Genomic DNA, 19,860 nt, shown 5'->3' with positions numbered 1-19,860 from the left:
GGCGGCGGCACCCCTGTTGTTCAGATGTCCCGGAAGATCTCGATCTGCGCGCCCACCGAGTTGAGGCGCTCCGCCAGGTCCTCGTAACCCCGGTTGATGACATAGACGTTGCGCAGGACCGACGTCCCCTCCGCCGCCATCATCGCCAGCAGCACCACCACCGCGGGCCGCAGTGCCGGCGGGCACATCATCTCGGCGGCGCGCCAGCGGGTCGGGCCCTCGACCAGGACCCGGTGCGGGTCGAGGAGTTGGAGCCGGCCGCCCAGGCGGTTGAGGTCCGTGAGGTAGATCGCGCGGTTGTCGTAGACCCAGTCGTGGATCAGCGTCTTGCCCTGGGCCACCGCCGCGATGGCCGCGAAGAACGGCACGTTGTCGATGTTCAGGCCGGGGAACGGCATCGGGTGGATCTTGTCGATCGGCGCCTCCAGCTTGGAGGGCCGTACGGTCAGGTCGACCAGGCGGGTACGGCCGTTGTCGGCCGCGTACTCCGCCGTACGGTCGTGGTCGAGCCCCATCTCCTCCAGCACCGCCAGCTCGATCTCCAGGAACTCGATCGGCACCCGGCGGATCGTCAGCCGCGACTCGGTGACCACCGCCGCCGCGATCAGGCTCATCGCCTCGACCGGGTCCTCGGAGGGGGAGTAGTCGACGTCCACGTCGATGTTCGGTGTGCCGTGCACGGTGAGGGTGGTCGTACCGATGCCGTCGACCCGTACCCCGAGCGCCTCCAGGAAGAAGCACAGGTCCTGGACCATGTAGTTGGAGGAGGCGTTGCGGATGACGGTCGTCCCGTCGTGCCGGGCGGCGGCCAGCAGCGCGTTCTCGGTGACCGTGTCACCGCGCTCGGTCAGGACGATCGGGCGGTCCGGCGCCACCGTACGGTCCACCTGCGCGTGGTAGAGGCCCTCGGTCGCGGCGATGTCGAGACCGAAGCGGCGCAGCGCGATCATGTGCGGCTCGATCGTGCGCGTGCCGAGGTCGCAGCCGCCGGCGTACGGCAGCCGGAAGGTGTCCAGGCGGTGCAGCAGCGGGCCGAGGAACATGATGATGGAGCGGGTACGGCGGGCCGCCTCGGCGTCGATCGCCTCCATGTCCAGCTCGGCGGCCGGCACGATCTCCAGGTCCACGCCGTCGTTGATCCAGCGGGTGCGCACCCCGATGGAGTTCAGCACCTCCAGCAGCCGGAAGACCTCCTCGATCCTGGCCACCCGGCGCAGGACCGTACGGCCCTTGTTGAGCAGTGAACCGCAGAGCAGCGCCACACAGGCGTTCTTGCTCGTCTTGACGTCGATGGCGCCGGACAGGCGGCGCCCGCCGACCACCCGCAGATGCATCGGTCCGGCGTACCCGAGCGACACGATCTCGCTGTCGAGCGCCTCACCGATGCGCGCGATCATCTCAAGGCTGATGTTCTGGTTGCCACGCTCGATGCGGTTCACGGCGCTCTGGCTGGTGGCCAGTGCCTCGGCGAGCTGGGTCTGGGTCCAGCCCCTGTGTTGCCGGGCGACGCGGATGAGCTTGCCGATGCGTGCGAGGTAGTCGTCTGCCATAGAGGCAGGCTATATCAGCTGTGAGATAAGAGAGGGGCCGGGGTGGGCCGTTGGAGTGATGCACCAGGTGCATGTCCGATGGTCGCCGCCCCGGCCCCACCCCGCCACCGGGGTCGGCCGTACGGGTGTCTCCAGGGTCCGCGCTCGCGTCAGTGCCCGCTCTTCTTGGTCTTCGTGGTCTTGCGCCAGCCGAAGGGACCCGGCAGGTCCATCGAGGTGGTCCTGCGCCCGGTGCTGCTCGACGTGTGGCGCGGCCCGTGCTTGCCGCCGCCGGTGGTGACGGACCAGGAGCGGCGGTTGATGTTGAGCCGCACCCCCGGCAGGATCCGGAAACTCTTGCGGAATGTGATCGGCATCGTGCGCCTCCTCTGTCTCTGTCTGGCATGCGGGTGTCCCGTCCGCGCCGATCCATGCCACCCAATGCGTTCCGGCCGCAAGGAGGGTGACATCGCGTCACCCGCCGTCCATCATTTTAACGCTCTTTCATGTGGTAATCACACTGCATATCCCGTGAGGTGGCGCGCCACGCCTGACATGCGTGTCCGTATGGGGCGTTTTAATCCCTTATGTAAGGGTGAGTTGACACCCCGTCGGCACCCTTGACACCCCTGGGGGCGGCTCATAGTCTCCACGCCACGGAATTCACGTTAGATTCACGTTGGATTTCACATCCCACGTGGTCGTGTGCGCCGTTGCGGCGCCAAGGAAGGACGTGCTCGTGTCCGGATCCCCGGCAGCGGACGCACGGACCCCGAGACCCTCCGCCCCACCGTCAGGGCTGCGGCCCTACGCGCTGCGGTGCGACCACCGCACCACCCCCCTCGGTACGGACGAGCCCGCCCCCCTGCTCTCGTGGCGGCTGGCGTCGGACCGGCGCGGCGACGACCCCGTCGCCTACCGGGTCAGGGTCGCCGAGGACCCCCGGGACCTGGCAGGCGGGGGGCGGCCGCTGTGGGACACGGGGCGCGTCGCGGACCCGGACGCCGTCGGAGTGGTCTACGGCGGGCCCGCCCTGGCGCCCCGTACCCGCTACCACTGGCGTGTCACCGTCTGGCCCGGAGGGCCCTCGCCCCTGCGGCCCGCCGAGGCCACCTCGTGGTTCGAGACCGCCATGACCGACCACGGGATGACCGGCCCCCACGCGTGGAGCGCCTCCTGGATCGCCCACGACCCCCGGCCCGTGGACGTCGTGGACGCCCCCACCGAAGGCGTCGTGGCCCTCGACCACCACGGCCTCGCCCCCTGCCCCACCCTGCGCCGGGCCTTCTCCGCGCCGCGCCCGGCCCGCGCCCGCCTCTACGTCAGCGCCCGGGGCCTGTACGAGGTCAGGATCAACGGCGCCCGCGTCGGCGACGCCGAACTCGCCCCCGGCTGGACCGACTACCGCCACCGCGTCCAGTACCAGACGTACGACGTCACCGACCTCGTCCAGGCCGGCGAGAACGTCCTCGCCGCGACCCTCGCCGACGGCTGGTGGAGCGGGTTCGTCGGCTTCGAGCCGCGCAGGGCCGGCGCCCACTACGGCACGTTCCCGCAGCTGATCGCCGAACTGCACCTCACCGGCGCCGACGGCCGTACGACCAAGGTCGTCACCGACCCCGCCTGGCGTACGGCCACCGGCGCGACCCGCCACGCCGACCTGCTCATGGGTGAGTGCCACGACCTGCGGCACGCGGCCGACGGCTGGGACCGGCCCGGCTTCGACGACTCCGGCTGGACGCCCGCCGTCGTCACGGACACCGGCCACCGGCTGCTGGTGGCCTCGCCCGACGAGCCGGTCCGGGCCACCACCACCCTGCTGCCCCGCACGATCACCCGCGTCGCGCCCGGGACGCACCTGGTCGACTTCGGCCAGAACCTCGCGGGGCGCGTACGGCTCCACGTCCCGGCCCTCGCGGCGGGCGCCCGGGTGGTCGTCCGGCACGCCGAAGTGCTCGACGGGACCGACCAGTTGTACACCGCCAACCTCAGGACGGCCGCCGCGACCGACGTCCTCGTCGGCGACGGGCGCGAGAACGTCATGTTCGAGCCGCGCTTCACCTACCACGGCTTCCGCTACGCCGAGATCAGCGGACTCCCCGACCTGGACCCCTCGGACGTCGTCGCCGTCGTCCTGCACAGCGACACCCCGTGGGCCGGCGCGTTCGACTGCTCGGACCCCGGCATCCGGCGGCTGCACGACTGCGTCTCCTGGGGGCAGCGCTCCAACTTCGTCAGCGTCCCGACGGACTGCCCGCAGCGCGACGAACGCCTCGGCTGGCTCGCCGACGCCCAGGTGTTCCTCCCGACCGCCGCCCTCAACGCCGACGTCGCCGCGTTTTTCACCAAGTGGCTGCGGGACGTGGACGACGCGCGCACCCCCGACGGCGGATTCACCAACGTCGCCCCCCGCCTCGCGGGTGTGGACGACGAGGGGGCGCCCGGCTGGGGAGACGCCGGCGTGATCATCCCGTGGCACCTCTACCGTACGTACGACGACCCGCGCTTCCTCGCCCGCGCCCTGGACGGCATGCGCGCCTGGGTCGACCTGATCCACCGTCACAACCCGGACCTGGTATGGCGGAAGAGGGTCGGACCGCACTTCTCCGACTGGCTCGCCCCCGGCACCCCCACCCCGCGCGACGTCGTCGCCACCGCCCACTTCGCCCACAGCGCCCGGCTCACCTCCCTGGCCGCGGAGGTCCTGGGCGAGCGGGAGACCGCACGGCGGTACGGGGAACTGGCCGACGCCATCAGCGCCGTGTTCGCCGAACAGTTCGTCACCGCCGAGGTCACCGCCAGCGGGACCGCCGACGGGACCGTCGTACGGATCGCGGGGGACACCCAGACCGGCTACCTCGTCGCGCTCGCCTTCGAACTGCTGCCCGGCAGCCTCGCGGACGCCGCCGCCCACCGCCTCGCCGAGCTGGTCGAACAGGCCGGACCCGCCCTCACCACCGGCTTCCTCGGCGTCGCGCTCGCCGCGCCCGTCCTGGACGCACACGGCAGGGCGGACCTCGCGCACGCGCTCCTGCGCCGTACGGAACACCCCTCCTGGCTGTTCCCGCTGCGCCACGGCGCCACGACCATCTGGGAGCGCTGGGACGGCTGGACCCCCGAGGGCGGCTTCCAGGCGGCGTCCATGAACTCCTTCAACCACTACGCGCTGGGCTCCGTGGGCGAATGGCTCTACCGCGGGATCGCCGGACTGGGCCAGCGCCCGGACTCCACCGGCTACCGGCACCTGAGCGTCCGGCCCCACCCCGGCGGGCTCACCCACGCGGGCGCCCGGCACGAATCGGTGCGCGGCGCGGTCGAGGTCCGCTGGTCCCGGGACGGCGACCGCTTCGAGCTGCGGGTCGAGGTGCCGCCGGGCGCCACCGCCGACGTCCGCGTCCCCACCACCGACCCCGCGTCGGTCCGCGAGTCGGACGCGCCGGTCGAGGACGGCCCGCACGTCACACCACTCACCACCGGCCGCGACCACGTCCTGTGCCGCGTCGCCTCCGGTACGTACCGCTTCACCAGCGTGTACGCCGACACGTCCCCGACGGCCCGGCTCCCGCACGCGCTCCGCCAGGACCGGCGCCGCCCGAGCCCGGCGGCGGCCTCGTTCGCCGGCACCCACGAGGAGGACACACCATGAGCACCGGCTCCCGCGCCCGCTCCGCCCGGCGTACGGTCAGCCGCCGGGGATTCCTCCGCATCGGCGGCGGGGCCGCCGCCGCCACCGCCCTCCCCGGCCTCGCGGCCTGTTCGGGCTCCGACTCCGGACGCGTACGGATCGTCGGGGTCACCGACCAGCAGAAGCCCCTCGACGAACTCCTCCCCGTCTACCTCAAGAACCACCCGGACACGGAGTTCTCCACCTCCTACGCCCCCACCGACCAGGTGCAGACCGTCGTACGCACCCAACTCGCCGGCGGCAACGCCCCGGACGTCCATGTCCTGTTCCCCGGCAGCGGCAGCGCGATGTCCATGGTCGAGCTGGCGAAGGGCGGACTGCTCACCGACCTCTCCGACCAGGCGTGGACCAAGGGCATTCCGGCGAGCTTCGACGCGGCGTACCGCAACGACGGGAAGACCTACCTGTACTCGGCGGGCAGCAGCGTCATCGGCGCCGTCTACAACAAGAAGGCGTTCGCGAAGGCCGGGGTGTCCCCGCCCCGTACCTGGAGCGAACTGCTCACCGTCTGCGCCAGGTTGAAGTCCAAGGGCATCGTCCCCCTGGCACTCGGCGCCCAGACCCCCTGGGTCACCCAGCTGATCACCTACGCGCTGGTGCCCCACGCCGTCTACGCGGACAACCCCCGCTTCGACGACGACATGGCGGCCGGGCGGACGACCTTCGCGGACTCGGGCTGGGCCGACGCGATGGGCAAGTACCAGGAACTCCAGCGCCGGGGCTTCTTCAACGACAACCCCAACGGCACCACCTTCGAGCAGCAGACCGCGATGGTCGCCGCCGGGAAGGCCGCCATGGCCGTCCAGGTCTCCGCCGTGCTGGCCATGTACCGCGAGGCCACCCGGACGCCCGGGGACCTCGGCATGTTCCCCTTCCCCGGCGGCGAGGAGCCGGCGAAGGCCTGGATCCCCGCCGGGATCGTCGTCGGCCTCGGCGTCGCCGCCCGGGCCGACAACCAGGAGAAGGCGAAGGCGTTGATCGCTTTCCTCGGCCGGCAGCAGAACATCAACCGGTGGGCCGCCGCCGTCTCGGCGATCCCCCTCACCCGGGACGCCACCACCAGGATCGACCCCATACTGGCCGACTTCCTGCCCATCGTCGACGCCGACCGCGCCGTCCCCTTCATGGACCAGCGCTGGCCCAACGCCGAGGTGCAGCCCGCCCACTTCGCCGCCGTACAGGACCTGCTCGCGGGGGAGACCGACGTCAAAGGAGCGCTCGGCCAGATGGACAAGGCCTACGGGATGGACTCGTGAACTCCCTTCCCGGGACGACCACATCGGACGGGAGCAGGCCGCCGGACCCGGCCGCCACCGGCACGGCCGGCCGTCCCGGCACCCCGGACCCGGCCCGCCGGAAACGGGTCCGCCGCGACCAGACCGTACCGCCGTGGGCCTTTGTCGTCCCCGCCCTCGTCGTGTACGCCGTCGTCGTCCTCTACCCCAGCCTCGCCGGGGTCGTGTACGCCTTCACCGACTGGTCCGGCATCGGCGGCTTCTCCTTCATCGGCCTCGACAACTTCCGCACCCTGCTGGACGACGACCGCGCGCTGGAGTCCGTCGGCAACACACTGATGCTCACCGTCGCGGTGGTGGTCGTCCAGAACGCCATCGGCCTGCTCCTCGCCCTCGGTGTGAACACGAACATCCACTCCCGGTCGCTGCTGCGGGTCATCTTCTTCGCCCCCGCCGTCGTCAGCCCGGTGATGGTCGCGTTCCTCTGGAAGTACGTCTACAACCCGGACAACGGCGCGGGACTCAACGGTGTCCTCGGCGCGATCGGCCTCGGCGGCCTGCGCCAGGACTGGCTCGGCAACCCGTCCCTCGCGCTGTGGTCCGTCGCCGCGATGGTGATCTGGCAGTACGCGGGCTACTCGATGGTCGTCTTCCTCGCCGGACTCCAGGGCGTGCCCGTGGAACTCCACGAAGCGGCACGGATCGACGGCGCGGGGACCTGGCAGCGCTTCCGGTACGTCACCTGGCCGCTGCTCGCCCCGGCGCTGACCATCAACCTGATGCTGTCGACCATCGGTGGACTCAAACTCTTCGACCAGGTGTACGCGGCCACCAACGGCGGACCCGGCACGTCGAGCGAGACGCTGTCGACCGTCCTGTACAAGGAGGCCTTTGTGTACGGGAAGTTCGGCTACAGCACCGCCGTCGCACTCGTCCTCGCGCTGTTCGTCGCCGCCGTCTCCCTGGTCCAACTCCGTTACCTACGCGCCCGGGAGGTGACCGCGTGAGCGCCACCACGCTCGCGGGAAAGCCGGAACGACGGACGGAGGAGGGGCGCAAACGCCGTCCCCGGTACGGGAGTTACGCCCTCGAACTGGGCATGGCCGCCGCCGCGGTCGTCTTCCTCTTCCCGGTGTACGCGCTGCTGACCCTGGCCCTCAAGGACCCCCAGCAGATCGCCGATTCGCCGCTGTCGCTGCCCGCCCCGCCCACCCTGGGCAACTTCGGTGACGCCTGGACGTCCGCGTCCCTCGCCTCCGCCCTGGTGAACAGCGCGATCATCACCGGCTTCAGCCTGCTGCTGCTCATCGTCCTCGGCTCCACGGGCGCCTACTACCTGGCCCGCACGGCGAAGGGGCTCGGCTACGGGCTGTACGTCCTCTTCCTGCTGGGGATCGTCCTGCCCTTCCAGCTCGGGATGATCCCGCTCTACAAGCTGGTCGACAGCCTGGGCTGGCTCGGGACGTACCACGGCATGGTCCTCTTCTACACCGGCATCCAGCTGCCGTTCACGATCTTCCTCTACACCGGGTTCATCCGCGCGCTGCCACCCGACTACGCGCAGGCGGCGCTCATCGACGGCTGCGACCACCGGCAGGCGTTCACCCGGATCGTCTTCCCGCTGCTGCGCCCCATCACCGGGACCGTGATCATCCTGAACGCGGTCTTCGTCTGGAACGACTTCTTCACCCCACTGCTCTACCTGGGCGGCTCGGGGAAGGAGACCGTGCCGGTCGGTGTCTTCTCGTTCGTGGGGCAGTACGTGTCCGACTACGGGCTCGTCTTCGCCGGCCTCGTCCTGGCGGCGCTGCCGATCCTGTTGGTCTTCCTCGTCCTCCAGCGTTATGTGATCAAGGGGTTCGCGGGTGGCCTCAAGGGCTGAGGGCGCGGACGCGGCGCTGCCGGGTGCGGCGCTCGTGTCGGAGCGTCCGCCGGGATCCGCACCGGAAGCTGTCGGCCTTCCGGTGCGGGTCGCGGAGATCCTGGCCGATCCACCGCGCGCCTTCTCGCCCACCGCCATCTGGTGGTGGAGCGGCGAACCGCTCGACCGGGCGCGCCTGCGGGCGCAGCTCGAACGCTTCGCGGAAGGCGGGGTGTTCCAGCTCGTCCTCCTCAACCTGGCCCCGTCCGGGCCGCTGTTCGGCTCCGACGCCGACGACCCGCCGTTCCTCTCCGACGCCTGGTGGACCCTGCTCGAAGGTGTCTGCGACGACGCCCGCGCCCTCGGGGTCAGCCTCTGGTTCTACGACCAACTGGGCTTCTCCGGGGCCGATCTCCAGGCCCGGCTCGTGGACGAACGGCCCGCGTTCGCCGGCCGCCGCCTCGCCCGCGCGAGGGCCGTGGTCGACGGCGGGGGAGAGCTGCGCCTTCCGCCACAAGGAGAGCCGCTCGCGGCCTCCGCGCGACCCGTCGACGAGGAGGGCCGGGCCGTGGGCCCGCCGATCCCCCTGCCCGTCGTCGGCTCCGGCCCAGAATCCGGCGACGGGGTGGTCGTACGGGCCCCCGACGGCCCCGGCCGCTGGCTCCTGACGGTCCATCACCACATCCCGCGGGGATTCGACTACCTCGGCGCGGACGCGTGCGCCGCGCTCCTGGACGCGGTGCACGGCGCCTTCGAACGACGCCTGGGGGAGCGGCTGGGCACGGTCGTGGTCGGCTCGTTCCAGGACGAACTCCCCTCGCTGCCCACCTGGTCCGCCGACTTCGCGGACACGTTCCTGCGGCGGCGCGGCCACGACCTGACCGTCCTCCTGGACGCGCTGTACGACGACGACGGCGGCGGCGGCACCTCGGACCCCGGCGTCCTGAGCACCCGCCGCGACTACCACCTCACCCGCGCCGAACTCGCCGAAGAGGCCTTCTTCCGGCCCCTCGCCGCCTGGCACGAGCGCCACGGCCTGCTCGTCGGCTGCGACCAGCAGGACCCCGCCCGCGCCGGACACCCGCTCGCCGGGGTTGAGTTGTACGCCGACTACGCCCGTACCCACCGCTGGTTCTCCGCCCCCGGCTCCGACCACCACGGCGACGCCCGTATCCACTCCTCCCTCGCCCACCTCTACGGCAGGGCACGCACCTGGATCGAGGCGTTCCACTCCACCGGCTGGGGCGGCACGCTGGAGGAGACGTACGACTGGCTCCTGCCCTGGCTCCGCGCGGGCGCGACCCTCTACAACCCGCACGCCGTCTACTACACGACCAAGGGCGGCTGGTGGGAGTGGGCACCGCCCGGCACCGACTGGCGTCAGCCCTACTGGCACCACCACCGCGTCTTCGCCGACGCCGTGACCCGGCTGTGCGCGGTCCTGAGCCTCGGCAGCCACCTCTGCGACGTGGCGATCCTGCTGCCGACGACCACCGCCCAGGCCGGTTCCGCGCTGGACGGGGTCTCGGCGGAGGCGGTACGCGCCCAGTCGACGTACCTCGAACTGGTCGGCGACATGTCCTGGTTCAGGACCCGTCCCGGCCTCACGGACCGGCTCGGCCTGGACGCGGACGTCGTCGACGACGCCTCGCTGGCCGGCGCCCAGGTCCGGCGTACGCCCCCCGCCCCCGCCGTCGCCCGCCTCCACATGGCGGACGAGGCGTACGCGGCGGTGGTCCTGCCCGCGTGCACGGTGCTGGAGGAGGAGACGGCACGCCGGCTGATCGAATTCGCCACGGCGGGAGGGCGGTTGATCGCGCTCGGCGCCGTTCCTGAGCTGATCCTCGGCCCGGACGGAGCGGCGGCGCTGGAGGAGATGAGGGCGTGCTTCAAGGACGGCCGGGCCACGTTCCTCCCCGCGACGGACGACCTGCGCACCGAACTCTCGGGCCTGCTGCCGGAGTTGCCCCCGACGTTCACCGAACAGCGGGAAGAGGGGGAAGAGCGGGAACAGCCGGAACAGCCGGAACAGCCCGTACCGGTCGGCCCCGAGGCCTTCGTACCCGCCGTACGGGCCACCGTCCCCGTGCTCGGGCGGCGCGTGGACGGGGCCACCGTCGTGTTCCTGACCGCCGGGGCGCCCCGTGCGACACAGGCGGCCGTCGCCGCTCCCGACGAGCGCGGGGCCGCTCTGGGCTGGCTCGACGCCCGGTACGACTTCGACCCGGCCCGCTACGCCCGTACGGCCCGAGTGCGGGTACGGGACGTGGCGGGGCCGGCCGTCCTGCTCGACCCGTTCGGCGGTGCGCCCCGCACCCTGCCGGTCCGGGTGGCCGAGGACGACATCCGGTCCGTGGAGGTCGAGGTGCCCTTTGACACGGGACCGGCGGCGCTGCTCGTCTTCCCGGCGGGTTCGGCGACCACCGGCGGGACGGCCGCCCCGCCCCGGGGGTTGGCCGGGGAGGCCGCCGAGCCCGCCGTGTCCGTGGAGATCCCGCCGGACGCGACGTGGCACATGACACTCGTCCCGACCCTCGACAACACCTGGGGCGACTTCGCCCGCCCGGCCGCCGGACCCTGCCCCGGCCCCACGCCCACGCCCACCCCCACCGCCCCGTCACTGCCTCACGTCACGACGTACCGCACCTTCCGCCACCGCGTGGAAGGTGCGGGCGAGGACGGCGTACGCGACGGATGGGCCAGGTCACGGCGTGAGGACGGGGACAGCAGGGCGGAGGCGACCGTGCACGCCACCTTCGGCCCGCGTGCCGTCCTGGTCGGCGCGGACGGCGACCGTACACCGCTCGTCTGGTCCGACACCCTCGGCATCCACAAGGACCCGATCCACCGTGCCGTGCTCGGCCCCAAGGGCCACGTCCCGGAGGAGTTCCTGCACCTCGGACCGACGGCGGCGGGCACCACGGTCCGCGTCGAGGCCGAACTCCACCTGGACAGCGCCTTCGACGGCCACCTGGCGGTAGGAGCCGCCGCGGCCAAGTCCGTCCGCCTCGACGGCCGGACGGTCGCCCTGGACGACAGCGGCCACCTGGCGCTGGGACGGGTCCGCGCCCGGGCGGGCCCGCACCTCCTCGCACTCACCCTGACGCCTGATCGAGAAACCGACCTGCGGGCGCACGTCGCGCTGGTCCGCGACGCGGACCGCTACCGCCGCCCCGAGTGGATCGCCGCGGACACCGGCCGGGGTGGGGTGGGAACAACCCTCACCCTCACCGCCGTTCCCACCCGGGCGACGATCCAGATCGCCTCCCACGGCTCCTGCGTCCTGCGCGTCAACGGCCAAGTGGTCGGCCGGCAGGGCGGATTCGACCCGTACACCGCCCACACCGTCCCGAGGGTGCGGCGGCACGACATCGCCCCGGCCCTGCGCGTCGGCGACAACACCGTCGTCGTGGAATCGACCGCCGCCGCTTCCCCCGTCCTGGTGGACGCGATCCTCGACCACGGTGACGGCCGGACCACCGGCCTGCACAGTGACGGGAGTTGGTGGTCCGAGCGCGCCGGTTCACGTGTCCCCGTGGTGGTGCGTCGCGAGCAGTCCGGCGACCCGGCCGCGCTGTGCCTGCGCCGCCGCCCGCACCCCCTGCCCGGGGCCGCCTGGCTGGACCCGGACGCCGACGACGGCACGGTCGTACCCCTCCGGTTCGGGGTCCCGGGCGAGCGGGCGGCGGTGGAGTGGCTGTGGTGCGAACTACCGTCCGGGGCAGCGGAGTTGAGCGTCGACGTACACACCCCCGGGACGAGGGTTTTCGCCGATGGCTGTGAGCACCCGGTGGAAGAAGCGGCCCCCGACGCCGACGGCGTACGCACCCTGACGGTAGACCTGACCCAGCAACCTCCCCCCGCCCCGCCATCCGGCCCCAGGACCCTCGCCCTGCGGCTGGAGACCCGGCCCGGCCACCGGGGCGGCGCCGCGCTGGCCGGACCCGTACGCTGCGCGGTCGGCCCAGGCCTGATCCGCACCGGCGACTGGGAGACCCAGGGTCTCGCCGAGTACAGCGGCGGAGTGCGCTACACCCGCGAGGTGACCCTCCTCGCCGGCGGCGCGAGGAAGGGACGGACGGTCCTCGACCTCGGACGGGTCCGGGGCACGGCCGAGGTACGGGTCGACGGTGTGCCCGCGGGCGTACGGATCTGCTCCCCGTACGAGTTCGACGTGACGGACCTGACCGCCCCCGGCCCCCACACCATCGAGATCACGGTCTACGGCACCCTCGCCCCCCACCTGGACGCGACCAGCCCGACCCACTTCGTCTTCCCCGGCCAGCGTGTCACCGGCCTGCTGGGCCCCGTCCGACTCCTCGACAGGCGGCGTTCCGGTCCTTGATCCATCGGGTCAGGCCGCTGAGATAACCGGGTGCGAAGTGAGTCCCGCCATGGGACTGGATGCGATGGTCGGCGCCGGGGAACACCTCAACGGTCAGCGTCGCGCGACGGTGGCGGTCGGTGTGGCAAGCCGTGGCGCCGAACAAGCGGACGCTGTCGGCGACGGGCACCAGTGGATCCGCGCCGCCGAAGATCGCCAGGTGCGGACAGCGCAGGCGCACCGCGTCCCGCACCGGGTCGTGGTCCTGCTTGTGTTTGACGAACTCCCAGAGTCGTTCGTCCATCTCGGCCCAGTAGTAACCCCACCCGGACGGCCTCCCGGCGGAGTCGACAAGTTGTGTCGCCTCTACGAAGCCGGCGTCGCGGCGACCCGCTTCCGCGAGACGGTCGTAGAGCACCAGGGTGCTGTCGATGTCCTGTTGCGTGATTGCGTCGGCCCGCAGGGAGTTGGCCAGCGCGTAACGCTCCTGAACCGCCGGAGTCGTACCCGGACAGCTGTTGGTGACCACCCACGGCACGTCGTCCCGTGCGGTACCGGCGCGCAGGGCGACCCAGCCGCCCTCACTGTGGCCGAACAGTCCCACGGCGCCGGCCCGCACCTCGGGCTGAGCACGGAGGAAGTCCAGCGCGGCGGACGCGTCAGCCGCCAGATCGTCCATGGTCGCCGCGCGCCAGTCCCCGGACGATTCACCGACGCCCCGCTTGTCGTAGGACAGCACAGCGAGGCCGGTGCTCAGAAGGTGTCGGCGGATCGGCGGGAAGTACGTGTCGTTGTGCCGGTCGGACGATCCTGACCCACCGACCAGAACCACGCCCGGAGATGCCCCACCACTCTCCTCAGGGACTCCCAGCGAACCGGCCAGCGTGCCGGCGCCGCCGGGGAACCTGACATCCCGCAGAACCCGATCGGCCGACATGGGGCCAGTATTCACCAGCCGGCCGTCAGCGGCCCGGGCGAGGACGAACTGGTGGGAAACACGTCCAACCCCCTGGACCTCACACGCGGCGGCCGTCGGCCGGCCCCCGCCAGCGTTCCCGCGCGTTCGCGACCCGGAACAGGTAGTCCACGTACGCGCTGTCGTAGAACTCGACAGCCGCCGGGTCCGGGTCCACCACCACCTCCGGTGCCGTCCACGCCGCCACGTCGAGGTCCTGCCCCAGCTCCCCTCCCCGCGCCGCGACCCCGGCCAGGACGGCGCCCCGCGCGCCCGGCTCCGGTGCCCGGGCCACCCGCAGCGGGCGGCCCAGGACGTCGGCGAACAGTCGCAGCCACGCCAGGCTGCGGGTGCCGCCGCCGGCGATGGCGAGCTCGCCGGTGAGCCCCGCCGCGTCCATACAGTGCCGCGCCGCCAGGGCGATCGCCTCGCACATGCCCCGTACCAGATCCGCGCGGGACGCCCGCAGGTCGAGACCGGTGAACTCCGCGCGTGCGGTGGGGTCCACGAACGGGGCGCGCTCACCGGACGGCGAGAGGTACGGCAGCGCGGCCACGCCGTTCGCGCCGCGCGGCGACTCGTCCAGCATCCCCGACACCTGGTCGTGCGTGGCGCCCACCAGCCCCAGCACCCAGTCGAGCGCGACCGTGCCGGTCATCGCGGGCAGCGCCCTCATGTGGCGGTCGGGCCTGGCCGTGGCGAGATGGAACCCCACCGGCTCCGCGTCGAACGCGACGCTCTCCACCACCACCTGGCACGCCAGCGTCGTACCGACGATCAACAGCCCGTCACCCGGTTCGGTCACCCCCGCGCCGATCGCGGTCGCGGGCAGGTCGTACGGCCCTGACGTGACCGGCGTCCCCGCGGGCAGGCCCGGCGTACGGCCGTCGGCCTTCCCGTACGGCAGGGTGGCCGCGATCGGCGGCAGCAGGTCCGCGCGGCTCGTCACCCCCAGGGCCGCGAGCGCCTCGGGGGAGTAGGCGCGGGTGCGCGGGTCGAGGAAGGGGACCGACGCGTCCGAGAGATCGGTCCCGCGCTCGCCCGTCAGCCGCAGATGGAGGACGTCCTTGCAGCACGCGGCGGTCGTGGCGGCGTCCAGGGATTCCGGTTCGTTACGATCCAGCCAGGCCAGGAGCGGTCCCGGGGAGCCCGGGAACAGGACGTTCCCCGTCCGCCGGTACACACGCTCCGCCGTACCGTCCTCCATCCACCCCGCCACCAGGTCACCGGCCCGGCCGTCCATCCACGACATCGCGGGGCGTACGGCCCGTCCCCCGGCGTCCACCAGCCACAGTCCGTCGCCCTGGCCGGTCATGGCGACCAGCTCCGGCGCCCCGCCGTCGGTCACCGCCGCGAGGACGTGGGCGGCGGCCCGCACCACCTCTTCGAGATCCTGCTCGACCCGCTCGCCCCGGCCGCCGAGCGAGATCGGTGTCGACTCCACCCGCAGCGCGGTGCCGTCCTCCGCGAAGGCCGCCGCCTTGGCGACCGAGGTTCCCATGTCCAGTCCGACGAACACCGTGCCTCCTCTGTCGTGACCCGCGGAACTCAAGGCCCGTCCGGAGACGACTCCCTGGCCCCTGGCCCCTGACGACCAGTCAAGCCTCAGACGACGCGGTGGGCGAGAGGCTCGCCGCGCAGGAACCGGCCCACTTCGGCGGCGGCCGTCCTGGCCGCGTTGTGCGCGACCGCCGTGTTGGCGCCCGCCAGGTGAGGGGTCATCACCAGCCGGGGCGCCGACCGCAGCCGCGAGCCGGGCGGTGGCGGCTCCACCGCGAACACGTCGAGCCCGGCCGCCGCCAGCCGCCCCGACTCCAGCGCGTCGCACAGCGCGTCCTCGTCCAGCAGCGCGCCCCGCGCGCAGTTCACCACCACCGCGCCCTCGGGCAGCAGCGCCAGCTCACGGGCGCCGAGCAGCCCCCGGGTCTCCGGGGTGAGCCGGGCGTGCAGGGACACCACGTCGGAGGTACGCAGCAGCTCGTCCAGGTCGGCGACGGGCGTGCCCACCTCGCGAAGCGACTCCGGGTCCGCGTACGGGTCGTACACCCGCACGTGCGCGCCGAACGCGCCCAGCGCCCGCGCCACCCGGCTGCCCACCGCGCCGCAGCCGATGAGCCCGACCCGCGCGCCGTCCAGACCGGGCCCGCAGTTGTCGTACGTGTAGAACTCACCCGCCCACCGCCCGGCGGCGAGCGCCGCGGACGTCTCCGGGATACGGCGCATCGTGGCGAGCAGCAGGCCGACCGTGTACTCGGCGGTGGCGGCCGCGTTGCGTCCTGGGGTGTTGCAGACCTGGACACCGCGTTCCTTCGCCGCGTCGAGGTTGACGTTCACGGGCCCGCCCCGGCCGACGACCACCAGCCGCAGTTCGGGGGCGCCTTCGAGGACCTTCCTGGTCACCGGGGCCATCTGGGTGACGCAGATCCGTACGCCGTCGAGCGCGGCGAGGAGCGTGGCCTCGTCGCCGGACGCCTCGACGACCTCGGAGACCGGGCCGAACGGGGTCAGGGGCCAGGGCAGGAGCAGTTCGCCGATCGTATGACTGTCACCGATCTCGGCGGTCAGTTCCCGGGCGAACAGGTCGGGGGCGACAAAATGGTCGCCGGCGGCGAGGATCTTCATCGTGGACTCTCCCTGGTCGTGGCGGTCCCGTCGGGATGGGTCGGTCCCGTCAGGACGGGGGCGGGTCGGGGCTCAAGTGACGGCTCAGGTGACGGCTCAGGTGACGGCTCAAGTGACGGGTCAGGTGGGGGCGATCTCGTAGCGGACGCCACTCTCGTCCAGCGAGCGCAGGACGTCCGGCGGGGTGCGGTCGTCGATCAGGACGAGGTCGAACGCGGAGAGCGGCGCCAGCCGGTACAGCGCGGTCCTGCCGATCTTGGAGTGGTCGATCATCAGCACCCTACGGCCGGAGGCCGCGAGCATCGCGCGTTTGACGGCGACTATGCGCTGTTCCTGATGGAAGGCGTGGTCGCCGAACACCGACGACGTGGACACAAAACACAGGTCGACGCGCAGCGCCTCGACGGCCTCGACGCACGGCACGCCGAGGAAGGAGTCGTGCAGCGGGTCGTAGTCGCCGCCCAGGGCCATCAGGTGCACACCGCGCTCCCCGGAGAGGAGGTTCAGCGCCTCCAGGAAGTTGGTGACGACGGTGAGCGGTTCGAACCGGGGGAGGAGCTTCGCCAGTTCCAGCGCGGTGGTCGAGTCGTCGATCATCACCGACATGCCGGGCTCGACCAGGGTGGCGGCCTTCGCGGCGAGGGCCTCCTTCTCCGGCCGCATGGACTTCTTGCGGTAGGCCACATTGCTCTCGAACACCCCGGAGGGCTGGGCGGTGACACCCCCGCGGAACTTGCGCAGGACCCCTTCCCGTTCCAGCTCGTCGATGTCGCGGTAGATGGTCATCGGACTCACGCCGAACCGCTCCGCCAGGTCCGCCGCGGACGCCGATCCCTCGGTCAGTACGTGATCGGAGATCTCCCGGCGGCGCTGTGCGGGGCCGAGCTGGCTCTTGTCCTGTGACATTCCCCGGTCCTGTTCCTCACCAATAACATGAAGCTCTGAGGATATAACATAGATTGTTGAGGTCCTCCGTGGTCGCGGTGTGAAAAGCGTCGTGAGAGCACCGGAAACCGGACACCGGAACAGGCAGGAAGGCAGGCAGGGGTGACGGACGCACACCACGAGGACGTGTGGCTCGGACTCGACCTCGGGACGCAGGGCGTCCGCGCCCTGGCCGTCACCGACGACGGGCGGGTGCGGGGCCGGGGCTCCGCCCCCCTCACCGGCCACCGCGACGGGGACCGGCACGAACAACTCCCCGCCGACTGGTGGACGGCCGCGACCGCCGCCCTCCGCCGGACCCTCCGCAAGATGCCCGCCGCCCGGGTGCGGGGGATCGCCGTGTGCAGCACGTCGGGCACCGTCCTGCTCACCGACGCCCACGGCACCCCCCTCACCCCCGCCCTCATGTACGACGACAGCCGGGCGGCGGCCGAGGCGCGGTACGCCCAGGAGACCTGCGCCGACGTCTGGCGGGACCTGGGGATCCGTATCCAGCCGAGCTGGGCCCTCGCCAAACTCCTCTGGCTCACGGGGGCGGACCACGACGGCGCGCGGCCCGGCGGACAATCCGCTGTCCCTGCCCGGCTGCGGGGCGCCCGCGTCTGCCACCAGGCCGACTTCGTCACCGGCCGGCTCGTCGGCCACCGCGTGGCGACCGACTCCAGCCACGCCCTCAAGACCGGGTACGACCTGCACTCCCGTACGTGGCCCACCGCCGTCCACGACCGGCTCGGGCTGTCCGGCCTCGACTTCCCCGCCGTGGTGGCGCCCGGCACCCCGCTCGGTACGGTGGGCCGCGAGGCGGCCGAGGAGACGGGGCTCGCCGAGGGCACGCCGGTCCTCGCCGGGATGACGGACGGCTGCGCCGCCCAACTGGGCTCCGGGGCCTGGGAGGTCGGGCAGTGGAACTCCGTCCTCGGTACGACCCTCGTCCTCAAGGGCGTCACCGCCTCCCCGCTCCACGATCCCGCCGGTGTCGTCTACAACCACCGCTCCCCGGACGGGAACTGGCTGCCCGGCGGCGCATCCAGCGTCGGGGCCGGCGTCCTGACCCGGACGTTCCCCGGGGCCGACCTGGGGCAGCTCGACCTGCGCGCCGCGGCGCGGGAGCCGGCGAGCGCGGTCGCGTACCCCCTGGTCTCCCGTGGCGAACGCTTCCCCTTCCTGGCCGCCGACGCCGAGGCCTTCGTGCTCGGCCGGCCGGCCGACGAGGCCGACCACCACGCGGCGCTGCTCCAGGGCGTCGCCCTGGCCGAACGGCTCTGCCTCGCCTACGTACGGATGCTCGGCGCGTCGGTCGAGGGCCCGGTGACCTTCACCGGCGGCGCCACCCGCAGCGCCTACTGGAACCAGCTGCGCGCGGACGTCCTCGGCCGCCCCGCCGCGATCCCCGAACACACCGATCCCGCACTCGGCATGGCGGTGCTGGCGGCGTACGGGGTACGGGGCGGTGGCCAGGTCGCGCGGGGCATGGTCCGTATCCACACGACGCTGGAACCACGCCAGGACCACCACGAACGCTTCACGGCCCCGTTCGTGACGCTGGTGGACGAACTGGAACGCCGAGGCTGGCTCCCGCAGGAAACGGCGACGTACGCGAGGACAGAAGGATGACCACCCCGACCACCCCGACGCCCCCGGCCGCCGCCCCCACCACGCTCTTCCTGTCCCGCCACGGCGAAACGGTCTGGCACGCGGAGAACCGCTACGCCGGGATCAGCGACATCGACCTGACACCCCTGGGGGCCGAGCAGGCGGAGTCCCTGGGCCGCTGGGCCGCCGGCGCCAGCCTCGACGCGATCGTCACGTCCCCCCTGTCCCGCGCCCGCCGCACGGCGGCCCCGGCGGCCCGCACGACCGGACTGCGAGCAGTGGTCGAAGCAGCCCTCACCGAACTCGACTTCGGAATCGCGGAGGGCCGGACGCTCACCGAACTGGAAGCGTCCCACCCCCACGAGGTCGAGGCCTTCCGCCGCGACCCGGCCGCGAACCCGCTACCGGGCGGAGAGGCCCCCGAGGCCGCCGCCGTCCGAGGCGCGACAGCACTCCTCCGCCTCCCCACCACCCACCCCGGCGGCCGGATCCTGGTCGTGGCCCACAACACGCTCTTCCGCCTGGTCCTCTGCCACCTGCTGTCCATCCCGAAGACGAACTACCGCCGAACCCTCCCGGGCCTCCGCAACTGCGCCGTCACCGAACTACGCGTAACGGCCGACCAGACGTCCTTGATCTCCTACAACCTCCCCACATGACCACCCGCGCCTCGACCGCCCTGGTCCACCCGGACGACGCGCCACTCCCCGCTCCGCTCGGCCACCAGGAACCGCGTGAAGTCAAAGGGGTTCGCGGGCAGTTCGACGGGGATCAGCGGGTCCTTCCTCCTGTCCTTCTTCATGGGGTTGACGTGCTCGTCGGTCAGCTCCGCCGCGGCTATGGAGTCGCGCTCCTCCCTGGTCAGGGCGCGTGCCAGTGAGGCGACGGCGGCAGGGCAGTCGGCCACGCCCTGACGGCCGGCCAGAGCGGTGGCGGCGGGCCGGGTCAACACCGCAGACGCCGCCGAGCCGTCCCCTCGTCCGAGCGCGTGCATCAGACCGGTGGCGGTCCGAGCGACCGCGTCCTGCTCGGCCCGGTCCTCCCGACCGGAGGGAAGGACCACGAAGACGTAAGTGAGCCCGAGGATGACTGTCACCGCGGCTAAGGGCAG

The 19,860-nt window shown here is 72.4% G+C and carries 14 protein-coding genes; 7 read left to right on the top strand and 7 right to left on the bottom strand.

Annotation, left to right across the window (positions count from 1 at the left end; genetic code table 11):
- Positions 1 to 20: 20 nt before the first annotated feature.
- Together ACIO1C_RS16710 and ACIO1C_RS16705 are read right to left on the bottom strand one after the other, a co-directional pair.
- The gene (locus tag ACIO1C_RS16710) at positions 21 to 1,550 is read right to left on the bottom strand and encodes a helix-turn-helix domain-containing protein (protein ID WP_401863791.1); all 1,530 of its coding nucleotides are present in this window, start codon (positions 1,548 to 1,550) and stop codon (positions 21 to 23) included.
- A gap of 149 nt (positions 1,551 to 1,699) precedes the next feature.
- Positions 1,700 to 1,906: a DUF4236 domain-containing protein gene (locus ACIO1C_RS16705; RefSeq protein ID WP_401863788.1), complete on the bottom strand. Its 207-nt coding sequence runs from the start codon at positions 1,904 to 1,906 to the stop codon at positions 1,700 to 1,702.
- A 362-nt stretch (positions 1,907 to 2,268) separates the two neighbouring features.
- Between ACIO1C_RS16705 and ACIO1C_RS16700 the strand changes: the two genes are divergently transcribed.
- From ACIO1C_RS16700 to ACIO1C_RS16680, 5 genes are read left to right on the top strand one after another with little or no spacing between them, the layout of a single operon-like run.
- Positions 2,269 to 5,175, top strand: coding sequence for a family 78 glycoside hydrolase catalytic domain (locus ACIO1C_RS16700; RefSeq protein ID WP_401863786.1), 2,907 nt, complete (start codon positions 2,269 to 2,271; stop codon positions 5,173 to 5,175).
- Complete coding sequence (locus ACIO1C_RS16695; RefSeq protein WP_401863783.1) at positions 5,172 to 6,470, top strand: extracellular solute-binding protein; 1,299 nt, start codon at positions 5,172 to 5,174, stop codon at positions 6,468 to 6,470. The genes ACIO1C_RS16700 and ACIO1C_RS16695 overlap by 4 nt, the downstream gene beginning before the upstream one ends.
- Positions 6,467 to 7,456: a carbohydrate ABC transporter permease gene (locus ACIO1C_RS16690; protein WP_401863780.1), complete on the top strand. Its 990-nt coding sequence runs from the start codon at positions 6,467 to 6,469 to the stop codon at positions 7,454 to 7,456. Before ACIO1C_RS16695 ends, ACIO1C_RS16690 begins: the two co-directional genes overlap by 4 nt.
- Positions 7,453 to 8,331: a carbohydrate ABC transporter permease gene (locus ACIO1C_RS16685; RefSeq protein WP_401863778.1), complete on the top strand. Its 879-nt coding sequence runs from the start codon at positions 7,453 to 7,455 to the stop codon at positions 8,329 to 8,331. Before ACIO1C_RS16690 ends, ACIO1C_RS16685 begins: the two co-directional genes overlap by 4 nt.
- A complete protein-coding gene (locus ACIO1C_RS16680) occupies positions 8,315 to 12,655 on the top strand; it encodes a hypothetical protein (RefSeq protein ID WP_401863776.1) in 4,341 nt (1,446 codons plus the stop codon). The genes ACIO1C_RS16685 and ACIO1C_RS16680 overlap by 17 nt, the downstream gene beginning before the upstream one ends.
- On the opposite strand, the gene ACIO1C_RS16675 is transcribed toward ACIO1C_RS16680, so the two are convergent.
- The 4 genes from ACIO1C_RS16675 to ACIO1C_RS16660 all read right to left on the bottom strand — a co-directional run bounded on the left by ACIO1C_RS16675 (position 12,600) and on the right by ACIO1C_RS16660 (position 17,117).
- Entirely contained in the window at positions 12,600 to 13,571 is a 972-nt protein-coding gene (locus ACIO1C_RS16675) for an alpha/beta hydrolase family protein (protein WP_401863773.1), read from the bottom strand. The genes ACIO1C_RS16680 and ACIO1C_RS16675 overlap by 56 nt on opposite strands.
- Positions 13,572 to 13,650: 79 nt before the next feature.
- Positions 13,651 to 15,108, bottom strand: a complete 1,458-nt coding sequence (locus ACIO1C_RS16670; RefSeq protein ID WP_401863771.1) for an FGGY family carbohydrate kinase — start codon at positions 15,106 to 15,108, stop codon at positions 13,651 to 13,653.
- 86 nt (positions 15,109 to 15,194) lie between these two features.
- Positions 15,195 to 16,211, bottom strand: a complete 1,017-nt coding sequence (locus ACIO1C_RS16665) for a 2-hydroxyacid dehydrogenase (RefSeq protein ID WP_401863768.1) — start codon at positions 16,209 to 16,211, stop codon at positions 15,195 to 15,197.
- A gap of 120 nt (positions 16,212 to 16,331) precedes the next feature.
- Complete coding sequence (locus ACIO1C_RS16660) at positions 16,332 to 17,117, bottom strand: DeoR/GlpR family DNA-binding transcription regulator (protein WP_401863765.1); 786 nt, start codon at positions 17,115 to 17,117, stop codon at positions 16,332 to 16,334.
- 141 nt (positions 17,118 to 17,258) lie between these two features.
- Between ACIO1C_RS16660 and ACIO1C_RS16655 the strand changes: the two genes are divergently transcribed.
- Complete coding sequence (locus tag ACIO1C_RS16655; protein WP_401863762.1) at positions 17,259 to 18,770, top strand: FGGY-family carbohydrate kinase; 1,512 nt, start codon at positions 17,259 to 17,261, stop codon at positions 18,768 to 18,770.
- The gene (locus tag ACIO1C_RS16650) at positions 18,767 to 19,408 is read left to right on the top strand and encodes a histidine phosphatase family protein (protein ID WP_401863759.1); all 642 of its coding nucleotides are present in this window, start codon (positions 18,767 to 18,769) and stop codon (positions 19,406 to 19,408) included. Before ACIO1C_RS16655 ends, ACIO1C_RS16650 begins: the two co-directional genes overlap by 4 nt.
- Here the strand turns inward: ACIO1C_RS16650 and ACIO1C_RS16645 are convergent.
- On the bottom strand, positions 19,390 to 19,845 hold the full coding sequence (locus tag ACIO1C_RS16645) for a hypothetical protein (protein ID WP_401863757.1): 456 nt from the start codon (positions 19,843 to 19,845) through the stop codon (positions 19,390 to 19,392). The genes ACIO1C_RS16650 and ACIO1C_RS16645 overlap by 19 nt on opposite strands.
- Between the last annotated feature and the right edge of the window lie 15 nt (positions 19,846 to 19,860).

It is taken from the genome of Streptomyces sp. NPDC087420 (assembly GCF_044744165.1).
Taxonomy (GTDB): Bacteria; Actinomycetota; Actinomycetes; order Streptomycetales; family Streptomycetaceae; genus Streptomyces.
Note: the sequence above shows the minus strand (reverse complement) of the source record. Positions and strands in the feature narration are given on the sequence as shown.